The following is a 13,277-nucleotide window of genomic DNA, read 5'->3' on the forward strand; positions in this document are numbered from 1 at the left end:
AATAAGAGGAAGATACAAAAAAACACGGAATCTTAAGCGCTTAGACGGTGGGCTGACGAGTTGCGCCCATCCGGCCTGAAAAAACACCACATTCGGAACGAACCCTCTTGCGCCCAAAATGGATTCGTTCTAAATGCCCGCCATCGCTCGAATGAAGAGCGCGTGAGGCCTCGTGGCGGAGTGGTGACGCAGAGGACTGCAAATCCTTGTACCCCGGTTCAATTCCGGGCGAGGCCTCCAAAATTTCCACAAACAGCAGATGCCGTCTTGAAAATATCTCCCGCTTTGCGGTGATTGACCGTCTTTGCTGTTTTAAAAAATCCCTGTCATTTCGCTTTTTCCCGCACATCCCACTCACCGCGCTTGAAAGCGCGCGCCTTGGCAATTATGAGATTATCCAAAGGTGAGGGGAAACCCGCGCCGTTTTGAGCTTTTGGAGCCGAGGCTTCCCGACCGGCATCCGTGAAATTGAGGCGATAAGGACATGATGGATTTCGAAACCGCGCGCGCCAATATGGTCGACAGCCAGCTGCGCACGACTGACGTGACTTCGCATTCGGTGCTGAAGGCGTTTTTGAGCGTGCCGCGCGAGGCCTTCGTGCCGGCGGGCGTGCGGCAGATTGCCTATGCGGATGAGGATATGCAGATCTGTCCGGCTCGCGACGGCCGCCCGGCGCGCTATGTCATGAAAGCGTCGCCGCTGGCGAAACTGCTGCAGCTTGCCGCCGTATCCAAGGAAGATGTGGTGCTTGAAGTCGGCGGTGGTTCCGGTTACGCGGCCGCCATCCTTTCGCAGCTGGCCGGTTCGGTGGTTTCGCTCGAATGTGACGAAGCGCTGGCGGCGCAGGCAACCGAGACGCTGGCTTCGCTCGGATATGACAATGTCGCCGTCGTGACCGGCGATCTCGAAAAGGGTTATGCGGGCGAAGCGCCCTATGATCTGGTTTTCGTCAACGGTTCGGTCGAGGAAGTGCCGTCGGCGCTGACCGATCAGCTGCGCGACGGAGGACGTCTGGTCGTTGTTGTCGGATATGGCAACGCCGCAAAGGCCACCGTCTATCGCCGTGATGGTAACAGCACGTCGGCTGCAAGCTCTTTCAACGCCTCCATCAAGCCTCTGCCCGGTTTTGCCAAGGCGGCAGAATTCGTTTTCTGATCCATAGACATATTATCGCTGTTTACGCCGGGGTGGACCTTCCGCCCCGGCGTTTGTTTTTTGCGGGGCCCGCGTGCTGCGCCCCGCTTGCCCAGCGGTGACGGCTTGACAGCCTGTTCTCACAAAGCTGTGCATCACGGTGAAACTTGTCGAATCAGTGATTTAGTTCCTGACTATGCTGCCCTAGACTAAGGGTGATTCGGGGTGTGCGTATTTCTGCCCCGCATGATCCTGCAACACGGATGGCAAAAACGCCCGGCGGTTTTGTCCGAACATGTTTCAGAGCATCGGCACGACAGCCGGCTTCGGCTGTCACGGACGCGATGTAAGAATTGAACAGGTGCGAAGCGCCATGTCCGGTATCCAGAGCGATACGGCCTGAGCGCTCAAGAGTGGAAACCGGGGATTGATATGGCTCAGCCAAGCGTAGCGCGTGAACCGTCCATGGAAGAGATTCTGGCGTCGATACGCCGGATCATCGAGAGCAACGAGCCGGGACCTGCCGGTGCGTTTTCCGGACAGTTGCCGCCGGTTTATGACGATGAAGACGATGCCGCCGGTGAAGCGGCCTTCGTGACGGAGCCTGTCAGCCCGCCGGCCCGCGTTCCCCCCGCCGCAAACCAGGCCTATGGCGCTCGGCCCGCGCAGGATTATTCGCCGGCTTCCGAAACACCGATGTCGGAACAGCCGGAAATCTCCGCCGAGAAGACCATGTCGCTGGCCGACGTTGCAGCCCGTGTTCGCGCCGCCGCCGACCGCAACGCCGCGATGGGGCCACAGGCATTTGCAGCGCAGGCGCAGCGTGGCGCAACAGAGCCCGCACCGGCTGCGCCCGCCGCATCTTTCTCAAGCGTAACACCGGCTGAACGTCCGGCGCCGCAGCGTCCGACGGATGTGCGGCCGCTGATGGCGGCAACCGTTGCCGCTGCCGCTGCCGGCGAACAGCCGGTGCCTTTCGCTGCCGAGGATCGCGCCGCCGCCGCCGCCATCGAAAATGCGCCTTTTGCCGAGAGCGCTTTTGATCAGCTTGCCTTGCGTGGCGCGATCGAAACGCCGCTCCCCAAGGAGCATTTCGAAATCGAAGTGCACCAGCCTGCCGTCGAGATGCCGAAATTCGATCTGGCCGAGCCGAAGGCGGAACCCGAGAGCGCTTTGTCGCTCAATCTTATTTCCGCTGCCGCCGGCGCGCAGATCGCCCGTTCCTTCAGCGAACTTGCCGATGTGTTCGATGGCGTCGAGCGGCGCTCGATCGAGGATCTGGCTGCCGAGATGCTGCGGCCGATGTTGCAGGACTGGCTGGAAGACAATCTGCCGACTTTGGTGGAGCGTCTCGTGCGCGAGGAAATCGAGCGCGTCGCGCGCGGTTCGCGCCGTTAAGTTCTCTCAAGCCGCCTGTCGCAAATGCGTCGGGCCATGACGAAACAGGGGCCGCTCCGGCATCGGGGCGGCTTTTTTGTTGAAGATGAAGGCGTTATCGGGGCATAGTCGTTTGCAGGGTCGCTCAATCGGCGGCTTAAGCGGGTCGGTTTCTGTTGACTCTCGACCATCCATCCTTATTTAAAAAATCCACACAAGAACTCTAAAATTCAGGTCAGGAAATGCTCGAGAAGACCTACGATTCCGCAGCCGTCGAACCAAAGATCGCCAAAGCATGGGACGAGGCGAATGCTTTCCGTGCCGGCGCCAACGCCAAGCCGGGCGCGGAAACCTTCACCATCGTCATCCCGCCGCCGAATGTGACGGGCTCCCTGCATATGGGCCATGCGCTCAACAATACGCTGCAGGACATATTGGTTCGCTTCGAGCGTATGCGCGGCAAGGATGTGCTGTGGCAGCCGGGCATGGACCATGCCGGCATCGCCACCCAGATGGTTGTCGAGCGCAAGCTGATGGAACAGCAGCTTCCGGGCCGCCGCGAGATGGGCCGTGAAGCCTTCGTGGAAAAGGTCTGGGAATGGAAAGCTGAGTCCGGTGGTTTGATCTTCAACCAGCTGAAGCGCCTCGGCGCTTCCTGCGACTGGTCGCGTGAGCGCTTCACCATGGATGAGGGTCTCTCCGAGGCTGTTCTCGAAGTCTTCGTCACGCTCTACAAGCAGAACCTGATCTACAAGGACAAGCGTCTCGTCAACTGGGACCCCAAGCTGCAGACTGCGATTTCCGACATGGAAGTCGAACAGATCGAGATGAAGGGCAATCTCTGGCATTTCCGCTATCCGCTGGAAAAGGGTGTGACCTATGAGTACCCCGTCGCTTTCGATGCCGACGGAACGCCCACCGAGTTCGAAACGCGCGACTACATTGTCGTCGCCACGACACGTCCGGAAACGATGCTCGGCGATACCGGTGTTGCGGTTAACCCGGAGGACGAGCGTTACAAGGGCATTGTCGGCAAGCATGTCATCCTGCCGATCGTTGGCCGCAAGATCCCGATCGTTGCCGATGACTATGCCGATCCGATGGCTGGCACCGGTGCGGTCAAGATCACACCTGCGCATGATTTCAACGATTTCGAAGTCGGCAAGCGCTGCGGCCTTCGCGCCATCAACGTCATGAATATCGATGGCACCATCTCCATCAAGGACAATGAGGATTTCCTCGAGGGCCTTAGCCATCCGGCCGCCCTGCATGGCGCATGGGATCGTCTGGAAGGACAGGACCGCTTCTTTGCGCGCAAGGTCATCGTCGAAATCTTCGAGGAAGCCGGCCTGCTCGACAAGATCGAGCCGCACAAGCACGTCGTGCCGCATGGCGACCGTGGCGGCGTGCCGATCGAGCCGCGCCTGACCGATCAATGGTGGGTGGATAACAAGACGCTGGCGCAGCCGGCGATTGCCTCGGTTCGAGAAGGCCGCACCAATTTCGTGCCGAAGAACTGGGAAAACACCTACTTCCAGTGGATGGAGAACATCCAGCCCTGGTGTATCTCGCGGCAATTGTGGTGGGGTCACCAGATTCCCGCATGGTACGGCCCGGATGGGCAGGTCTTCGTTGAAAAGACCGAGGAAGAGGCGCTGCAGGCGGCCATCCAGCATTACATCGCCCATGAAGGTCCGTGGAAGGCCTGGGTTGAGGAGAAGCTTGAGAACTTCAAGCCGGGCGAAATCCTGACCCGCGACGAAGATGTGCTCGACACCTGGTTTTCGTCGGCGCTCTGGCCGTTTTCGACGCTGGGCTGGCCGGAAGAGACGCCGGAACTGGCGCGTTATTATCCGACCAACGTGCTGGTCACCGGCTTCGACATCATCCCGTTCTGGGTGGTGCGCATGATGCAGATGGGCCTGCATTTCATGAAGGACGATGCCGGCAACCCGGTTGAGCCGTTCAGCACGGTCTATATTCACGCGCTGGTTCGCGACAAGAACGGCCAGAAGATGTCGAAGTCCAAGGGCAACGTCATCGATCCCCTGGAGCTGATCGACGAATATGGTGCGGATGCGCTGCGCTTCACGCTTGCCATCATGGCGGCGCAGGGCCGCGACGTGAAGCTCGATCCCGCGCGCATCGCCGGGTATCGCAACTTCGGCACCAAGCTGTGGAACGCCACACGCTTTGCCGAGATGAACGGCGTGAAGCGCGATCCGCACTTCCTGCCCGAAACCGCCTCGCTGACGATCAACCGCTGGATCCTGACCGAGCTTGCCAATACGGCGCGCGATGTGACGGCCTCGCTTGAGAACTTCCGTTTCAACGATGCTTCCGGCATTCTCTACCGTTTCGTCTGGAACCAGTTCTGCGACTGGTATCTGGAACTGCTGAAGCCCGTCTTCAGTGGCGAGGATGAAAAGGCGAAGACGGAATCGCAGGCCTGCGCGGCCTATGTTCTGGATGAGATCTACAAGCTGCTGCATCCCTTCATGCCGTTCATGACGGAAGAGTTGTGGGCGCATACGGCCGGTGAAGGGGAGGAGCGCAACGATCTGCTCTGCCTCACAGACTGGCCGGTGCCGGAATTCCGCGACGACGCTTCGGCTGCGGAAATCAACTGGCTGATCGATCTCGTTTCCGGCATCCGCTCGACGCGCGCCGAAATGAACGTGCCACCGGGTGCGACTGCCTCGCTGGTGGTTGTCGGCGCCAACACCTCCACCGAAGCGCGGCTCGACCGCCACGCCGCCGCTATCCGGCGCTTAGCGCGGGCCGATGAAATCCGTGCCGGCGATGTCGCGCCGAAGGGTTCGGCCCAGATCATCATCGGTGAAGCCACGGTCTGCCTGCCGCTCGGCAACCTTGTCGATCTCGCGGCTGAGAAGGCCCGTCTTGAAAAGGCGATCGGCAAGGTGGATGCGGAAATGGAACGTATCGACAAGAAGCTCTCGAACGAAAAATTCGTCGCCAATGCCGATCCGGAGGTTGTGGCCACTGAGCGCGAGCGCAAGGCGGAACTCGAGGTGCAACTGACAGGCCTGAAGACGGCCATGCAGCGGGTCAACGAGGCGGGATAACCCGCCCTGCCTTTCCAACAGCAAAACGCCCCGTCAATGCGGGGCGTTTTTTTGCCTTTTGTCATGTTTCATTTCTTTTCATTGCTGCGTTGCAGCGGCGAATCATTTCCGGGAAACAGTGCGATTATTTCATCGCGATTTTTGTCCGGACGATCCGGAAAAGCGGAAAAAAACCAATAAAAACGGCCTGATAAGCAGGTTTCTTCGGGAAAATGCGACTGTGGTTATTTGGCGACATTTCTTGTCGGATTTGGCAATTTGTTTCGTTTTGTGTCAATTTCAACGAACGGATTAGAAAAATAGCCTAAAATGATTATATAAGCGGGTAGACATAAAATTCTTACGTAAAAAAATCGCCGCATTTATGCGACAGCCGAAAACTGCGACAGATTGTCATTTGCCCTTTAGCGTTTCACTCTATCCTCGATCACATTGCCTTGATTGGGGAGAGAGATGGCAAAAACTGCAATTTTTCGCGGCGCGGTATGTTTCGTAGCCAGCATCGCGGCGGTCACGCCGTCACTGGCCGGTGGCCTTGAGCGCGGCGGTTACAATATCGACCTGCTGTTCGATCCGTCCGATTATGTTCTCGATGGTTCGGCCACCTTCGTTGCTCCGCAGCGCAAGGTCGAGAATGCACGGGACAATCCTGCCAAAAGCGGACCTTTGCCTGCGTCCTGGTCTAGGACGGCAGACGATTCCGAAAACTTCTGGTCGACCCGCATCGGCGCCAAGGTTGCTGTTGGCGATCTGGGCGACTGCATGTTCGACTATTCGCAGCCGTGGGGCGCGCATCTTAATCCCGGCATCTGGCAGGGGTCGAGCTACAATATCGAAACCAAGGTCAAGTCGCACAATTATGCAACCACCTGCCGTGTGAAGTTCGATCTCGGCAAGGGTGACTTCTCGATTATCGGCGGCGGCTTCTACCAGGAGATCAGCGGTTATAAATACCGTCAGGTTCTTGGACCGGCCGTTCTTGGCCTCAATCCTGCCTGGTCCAGCTTCAGCGGCGTCGGCAAACTTGAGATGGAAGGTGACGGTTGGGGTTGGCGCGCCGGCGTTGCCTACGAAATCCCCGAGGTCGCGTTCCGTGCGAGCCTCGTTTATAACAGCGCCGTCGATCATGACCTGACCGGTTTCGCCGACGTTAGAGGGGTTCCGCAGACGCCGGCGTCCATCTCTCCGACGCTCGCGAAATACGGCGGCAAGCTCGTGCCGATCTATGGCTCTGTTTCCATGCCAGACAGTATCGAACTCAAAGTGCAATCCGGCATAGCGCCAGACTGGCTTGCTTTCGGCTCGGTGAAGTGGACTGACTGGAGCCAGATTCAGGTCATTCCTTTCTGCGCGGCCGGCACGTCTCCCTGCGTTCCAAGCGGCCAAGACACGCTGAACACGCTTGACCTGTTCTATCGCGACGGCTGGACGATCTCCGGCGGCGTTGGTCACAAGTTCAATGAGCAGTGGAGCGGTGCTGTGAGCCTGACCTGGGATCGCGGTACATCGACTGTCATTGGCACCCAGACCGACACCTGGACGCTTGGCACGCAGGTCGTCTATTCGCCGAACAAGAACATCGAGTTCAAGATTGCCGGTGCTCTCGGCCTCCTGACCTCCGGTAGCTCTTCCATCAACGGCGGACCTTGCGGTGCAGGCTTCACCTGCGGCAACGAGGCTGGCTACGACTTCGGCAACGATCTCGTGGCCGCCATCTCCACAGGTGTGAAGGTCAAGTTCTGACGCCATACTTCTGCTGTTGCTAAAATAAAGGTCCGGTTTACCAACCGGGCCTTTTTTCATGCCCGACTGTGATTCCTTCTCGATAAAATTTTCCAGGCCGAAAGTTTTGTGACGATTTGGCAACACTTTTCTGCAAGCGTGGAGCCGCGTTGGAATGTGAGCATATCTGTCCATTTCCCGCCACAAACAGAGTGCTTGGCTTATGTTTATGGGCGCGGCAATGAAAGAACATGCAGGCGTTTGATGTGGATCTCTGGAATTGCAGAAAGTGAAAATGGGTTTGGATTCAGGGTTTAAGCAAGTAATACGGGAATTTGGTCCGGCTTTCTTGTTTGGCGCTGACCGGCAGATGGTGAAACGCCGTTATATTGCCGGAAATTATGCCTATATCTGTTTCACTGAAAATTTGGAGCAATTACCGCAAGAGACCACCGGCGGTGCGCTGGAAAGTGCTGCCGGAAAGACGCAGTGTGTTCGAAAAATCGCGACCCGGCGGGGTTCAGCTTTGCAGTATTCCGCAAGTATTGGCTATATGCCGGGAAGAGTTATGAGAAGTTCGCCGAAATGCTGAAATGTGAAGCCAACGTTTTAAAGCCGCTTCTTATGGGCATGTTGCTTGCGTCGCTCGCAATGCCTGCCGCGGCTTTTGACATCAATGCGGGCGTGACCAAGGAATCCGGCCCCTTCGACCTGTTCAAGTTCGGCTTCAAGGCCTACAAGAACGGCAACAAGGGCGAAGCCGTCGAGGCCTATCGCTACGCGGCTGAAAAGGGCCATACCGGTTCGCGCTGGGCGCTTGCCAATATGTATGCCTTCGGCGATGGCGTCGCCAAGAACGACTTCGAAGCTTTCAAGATCTACAGCGAAATCGCCAGCCAGGGCGTCGAGCCGGGTTCCGAGGATACGGGCTTTTTCGTCAACGCGCTGCTGTCTCTTGCCGATTATTACCGGCACGGCATTCCCGGCAGCCCGGTGAAAATGGACCTTTCGCAGGCCCGCCAGCTTTATTTCCAGGTGGCTTCCACCTTCGGCGTGGCTGAAGCGCAGTTCCGGCTGGCGGAGATGATCCTGGCCGGCGAGGGCGGCCGGGCGGATGTGCAGCAGGCCAAGAAGTGGCTCAATCAGGCGCGCAAGCACGGCCATGCCGGCGCCATGTCGATCTTCGGCAATCTGATCTTCCAGGAGGGCCAGACGGCGCAGGGGTTGGCTTTCATGACGGCGGCGCTGGACAAATGCACGGCGATAGACTGTACGTGGATCCAGAACCTGCAGGAGCAGGCTTTTTCACTGGCGGGCGAAAATGATCGCCGCGCGGCCATCGCGATGGCGCAGAACATGCAGATCGACGATTCCAATTGAGATGATGCCGGTCGAGGCGATTTCGCTCGTCTGACGCGAGCCGGTCAGCCGACCGGCCGGAAATCGAAATAACCGCAGACCGGCACGTGATCGGACGGTTTTTCCCATGCCCGCACATGTTTTTCGATGTTGACGGATTGCAGCCTGTCGGCCGCCTCCGCCGAGAGCATCAGATGATCGATACGGATGCCGTTATTCTTCGGCCATGCACCGGCCTGATAATCCCAGAAGGAATATAGTCCTGCCTCATCGGTGGTTGCGCGGGCGGCATCGGTAAAGCCCAGATGTTCGAGCTTGCGGAATGCAACGCGTGTTTGCGGCAGGAACAAAGCATCGCCTTCCCACACGCGTGGGTCGTGGCAATCGAAGGGCTCGGGAATGACGTTATAATCGCCGGCCAGAATGAGCGGTTCCTCAAGCGCGAGGCGATCTTCGGCAAAGCGCCGCAGCCGTTCCATCCAGGCGAGCTTGTAGGGGTATTTGACCGGATCGTCGGGCGGATTGCCGTTCGGCAGGTAAAGCGAGCAGACGCGGATCGCGCCGTTTTCAACGGAAAACACGCCTTCGATGAAACGGGCCTGTTCATCGGCATCATCGCCCGGCAGGCCGCGATTGATCTCGTCAGGCTTCATCTTTGAGAGCAGGGCAACGCCGTTGAAACCCTTCTGGCCGTGGGTCTCGACATGATAGCCGAGTGCCTCGATCTCAAGGCGGGGGAAGCCCTCGTCAACCGACTTTATTTCCTGAAGGCAGACGATATCAGGCGATGAATCCTTCAGCCACTGGCAGAGGTTTTCGATACGCGCCTTGACGCCATTGATGTTCCAGGTGGCAATCTTCATCGGAGTTTCCCTTTTGTGAGGGTACTTTTACCCGATGCAAAGGCGATTGCCACCGTTTTTGGAAATCGGCGGTGTGGATGTGGTGGAAAGATATCTCAGATCGAGAAGCTGGTGCCGCAGCCGCAGCTTGCCACCGCATTCGGGTTCTTGATCTGGAAGGACTGGCCCAACAGATTGTCGACGAAGTCGATTTCGGAACCGGCCATGTAGATGACCGACATGCTGTCGATCAGCACCTTGGCGTCGCCGCGGGCAATCACGATGTCGTCATCGGCGGGGTCTTCCGCCAGATCGAACTTGTAGGAGAAGCCCGAGCAGCCGCCGCCTTCCACCGAAACGCGCAATGCGTGCTTGCCCGCATCGGCTGCGACGATCTGGGCGATTCGCTTCGCTGCGGCTTCCGAAAGGGTAATGTCGCTGTTTTCCATGTCGTTCCTCCTGCCGGGGTCAAGAACCGGAGAGCAATAATCTCGTTGTCACCATTATAAACCGGTCAAATTAACGGTCTATAGCCTGTGTGAAGGCGGTCTGCGCGGCGATGATGCTTTGCGCTGACCTCTGCGATAGGTATGAAGGGTGAATGAAAAGGTCAATGGCCGAGGCGAAAAGGACGCCGCGGCAGGAGAAGACAACAGGTGGATGCATGATCATAGACCAGCGCGCATTGGGTTTCGGAAGCGGCGAGAGAGCGGTTTTCGCCTCAGATCCATGGACCACGCGCGGGCGTCTTTTTCCCGAAGAGGGCAGTCTGACGCGTTCCGAATTCCAGCGCGACCGGGACCGCATCGTCCACACGACAGCCTTTCGCCGCCTGAAGCACAAGACGCAGGTGTTCATCAGCCCTGACGGAGACCACTACCGCACCCGTCTTACCCATACGATTGAGGTAGCTCAGATCGCCCGTGCGCTGGCGCGGGCGCTGAAGCTTGACGAGGATCTGGCGGAAGGGGTGGCGCTGGTGCATGATTTTGGCCACACGCCCTTCGGCCATACCGGCGAGGATGCGCTGGATGCGGTGCTGTTGCCCTATGGCGGTTTTGACCACAATGCCCAGTCGCTGCGCATCGTCACCAAGCTGGAGCGCCGTTATGCCGAATATGATGGCATCAACCTGACATGGGAGACGCTGGAGGGGTTGGTCAAGCACAATGGCCCGCTGGTGAATGCCAGGGGCGAGGGCGTCAAGGGACCTGTTCCGCTTCCCATCCTCGAATATTGCGAGCTGCAGGATCTGGAGATTGGCAGCTATGCCAGCCTCGAGGCGCAGATGGCGGCGATTGCCGATGACATCGCCTATAATACCCATGATATAGATGACGGCCTGCGCGCCGGTTATCTCACCTTCGAAATGCTGGAGGAGGTGCCGTTCCTGAGCGGCCTGATGGGCGAGGTGCGGGCGAAATATCCCGTGCTCGACAAGGAGCGTTTCGCCAATGAGATCATGCGCCGGCAGATCACCCATATGGTGGAAGATGTTATCGGGGTTGCGCAGCACAACCTTGCCCGCCTGAAACCGCAGAGTGCGGCCGATATCCGCGCCGCCGATTTCACCGTCGCGACGTTTTCACCCGAGATGGCCGAGACAGACCGGCAGATCAAGAAGCTGCTGTTCGGTCATATCTACCGGCACCCGGAAATCATGCGCATCCGGGCTGGTGCGACGCAGATCGTCACAGACCTTTTCCACCGTTATATGGAAACACCGGCGGAGATGCAGAGCCACTACTGGGTGGACAGCATTTCCGGTATGAGCGAGGCTGCAAAAGCCCGGCATGTGGGCGATTATCTGGCCGGCATGACCGACAGTTATGCACTGCGCGCCCACCAGCGGCTGTTTGACCACACCCCCGATTTGCGATAGGGCAGCGGGCGATCGCGAAGCCGACCCGGTTATGATGGCCGGACATAAACAGAAGCCCTTCGCGCAGGTTGGAACGATGAACATTTTTGCCGATTTCGATACCAGGATCAAAAACGCGCTCGAAACCCTCGATCTCGTGAAAGAGAACCGCGAAAAGGTCGATTTCAGTCGAATTACCATCGAATCCCCGCGTGATCTCAGTCACGGCGACGTCGCAACCAATGCGGCGATGGTGCTGGCCAAGCCGCTGGGTACCAACCCGCGGGCGCTCGCCGAACTCATCGTGCCCGCTCTTCAGGCGGATGGCGATGTCGACAGCGTCAATGTCGCCGGTCCGGGCTTCATCAATCTCAAGGTCTCGGTTGGTTACTGGCAGCGTCTGCTTGCCGACATGATCGGCCAGGGCATCGATTTTGGCCGTTCGACGATGGGCGTCGGCCAGAAGATCAATGTCGAATATGTCTCCGCCAATCCCACCGGCCCGATGCATGTCGGCCATTGCCGTGGTGCGGTTGTGGGCGACACGCTGGCGAACCTGCTCGCTTTTGCGGGTTATGGCGTCACGAAGGAATATTACATCAACGACGCCGGCTCACAGATCGATGTGCTGGCGCGTTCGGTCTTCCTGCGTTACCGCGAAGCGCTGGGCGAGGATATCGGCGCCATTCCGTCGGGCTTCTATCCCGGCGATTACCTCGTTCCCGTCGGCCAGGCGCTGGCGGATGAATACGGCATCAAGCTTCGGGCCATGCCCGAGGAAAAGTGGATGCCGATCGTGAAGGACAAGGCAATCGCTGCGATGATGGCGATGATCCGTGAGGATCTGGAGACGCTGAACGTCAAGCACGATGTGTTCTTCTCGGAGCGCACGCTGCATGAGGGCAATGGCGGACCGATCCTCTCGGCCATCAACGACCTGACGTTCAAGGGCCATGTCTACAAGGGCACGCTGCCGCCGCCGAAGGGCGAATTGCCTGATGACTGGGAAGATCGCGAGCAGACGCTGTTCCGTTCCACCGAAGTGGGCGACGACATGGACCGCGCGCTGATGAAATCGGACGGTTCCTACACCTATTTCGCCGCCGACGTTGCCTATTTCAAGAACAAGTTCGATCGGGGTTTCTCCGAGATGATCTATGTGCTGGGTGCCGATCATGGCGGTTACGTCAAGCGGCTGGAAGCGGTCGCGCGGGCCGTCTCCGAGGGCAAGTCGAAGCTGACGGTACTTTTGTGCCAGTTGGTCAAACTGTTCCGTGATGGCGAGCCGGTGAAGATGTCGAAACGCTCCGGCGACTTCGTCACGCTGCGCGATGTTGTCGACGAAGTGGGTCGCGATCCGGTGCGATTCATGATGCTTTATCGGAAGAATTCCGAGCCGCTGGACTTCGATTTCGCGAAAGTGACCGAACAATCGAAGGATAATCCGGTTTTTTACGTGCAATATGCGCATGCCCGCTCACAGTCGATCTTCCGGCAGGCGCAGGAAGCGTTTCCGGGGCTGGCTCCCTCTGCGGAAGAGATGGCGGCATCCGTTTCTTTGATCAGCGATATCAATGAGTTGCAGCTGGTTGCGAAGCTCGCCGAATATCCACGTCTGATCGAATCCGCGGCCCTTTCGCATGAGCCGCACCGGCTTGCTTTTTACCTCTATGATCTGGCCAGTTCCTTCCATGGACACTGGAACAAAGGCAAAGACCAACCGGAATTACGTTTTATTAACGATAAAAACCGAGAATTGAGCATTGCCAGACTTGGGCTGGTGAATGCTGTCGCGAATGTTTTGAAGTCTGGCCTTACGCTTTTGGGAGCGGACGCACCTGACGAAATGCGATAACATATCACCATTATTTGCTCACAATACGCTGGCAAGAGCT

General features: G+C 58.1%; 10 protein-coding genes and 1 tRNA gene. 9 read left to right on the forward strand and 2 right to left on the reverse strand.

Annotated features, from left to right (window positions below):
- Positions 1-166: 166 nt before the first annotated feature.
- The 7 genes from AKG12_RS17225 (at position 167) to exoR (ending at position 8,700) form a co-directional block, all read left to right on the forward strand.
- A tRNA-Cys gene (locus AKG12_RS17225) sits at positions 167-240 on the forward strand.
- A gap of 244 nt (positions 241-484) precedes the next feature.
- The gene (locus tag AKG12_RS17230) at positions 485-1,156 is read left to right on the forward strand and encodes a protein-L-isoaspartate O-methyltransferase family protein (RefSeq protein WP_052819775.1); all 672 of its coding nucleotides are present in this window, start codon (positions 485-487) and stop codon (positions 1,154-1,156) included.
- Positions 1,157-1,567: 411 nt separating this feature from the next.
- Positions 1,568-2,533, forward strand: coding sequence for a cell division protein PopZ (popZ, locus tag AKG12_RS17235; RefSeq protein ID WP_052819776.1), 966 nt, complete (start codon positions 1,568-1,570; stop codon positions 2,531-2,533).
- 221 nt (positions 2,534-2,754) lie between these two features.
- Positions 2,755-5,598, forward strand: coding sequence for a valine--tRNA ligase (locus AKG12_RS17240; protein ID WP_052819777.1), 2,844 nt, complete (start codon positions 2,755-2,757; stop codon positions 5,596-5,598).
- 453 nt (positions 5,599-6,051) lie between these two features.
- A complete protein-coding gene (locus AKG12_RS17245) occupies positions 6,052-7,341 on the forward strand; it encodes an outer membrane protein transport protein (RefSeq protein WP_052819778.1) in 1,290 nt (429 codons plus the stop codon).
- 259 nt (positions 7,342-7,600) lie between these two features.
- Entirely contained in the window at positions 7,601-7,912 is a 312-nt protein-coding gene (locus AKG12_RS29460) for a hypothetical protein (RefSeq protein WP_225245935.1), read from the forward strand.
- On the forward strand, positions 7,906-8,700 hold the full coding sequence (exoR, locus tag AKG12_RS17250) for an exopolysaccharide production regulator ExoR (protein ID WP_046798325.1): 795 nt from the start codon (positions 7,906-7,908) through the stop codon (positions 8,698-8,700). The genes AKG12_RS29460 and exoR overlap by 7 nt, the downstream gene beginning before the upstream one ends.
- A 44-nt stretch (positions 8,701-8,744) precedes the next feature.
- Here exoR and xth read toward each other — a convergent pair whose 3' ends face one another.
- Positions 8,745-9,542, reverse strand: coding sequence for an exodeoxyribonuclease III (xth, locus tag AKG12_RS17255; RefSeq protein ID WP_046798326.1), 798 nt, complete (start codon positions 9,540-9,542; stop codon positions 8,745-8,747).
- Between the two features lie 95 nt (positions 9,543-9,637).
- Positions 9,638-9,970, reverse strand: coding sequence for an iron-sulfur cluster insertion protein ErpA (gene erpA, locus AKG12_RS17260; RefSeq protein ID WP_046798327.1), 333 nt, complete (start codon positions 9,968-9,970; stop codon positions 9,638-9,640).
- 215 nt (positions 9,971-10,185) lie between these two features.
- Here erpA and AKG12_RS17265 point away from each other — a divergent pair, with 215 nt between their 5' ends.
- Positions 10,186-11,403 (forward strand): deoxyguanosinetriphosphate triphosphohydrolase, encoded by a 1,218-nt coding sequence (locus tag AKG12_RS17265; RefSeq protein WP_046798462.1) that lies wholly within the window; start codon positions 10,186-10,188, stop codon positions 11,401-11,403.
- A gap of 76 nt (positions 11,404-11,479) precedes the next feature.
- Entirely contained in the window at positions 11,480-13,237 is a 1,758-nt protein-coding gene (argS, locus tag AKG12_RS17270; RefSeq protein WP_046798463.1) for an arginine--tRNA ligase, read from the forward strand.
- Positions 13,238-13,277 lie beyond the last annotated feature (40 nt).

It is taken from the genome of Agrobacterium sp. SUL3, from assembly GCF_001263295.1.
Classification (GTDB): domain Bacteria; phylum Pseudomonadota; class Alphaproteobacteria; order Rhizobiales; family Rhizobiaceae; genus Agrobacterium; species Agrobacterium tomkonis.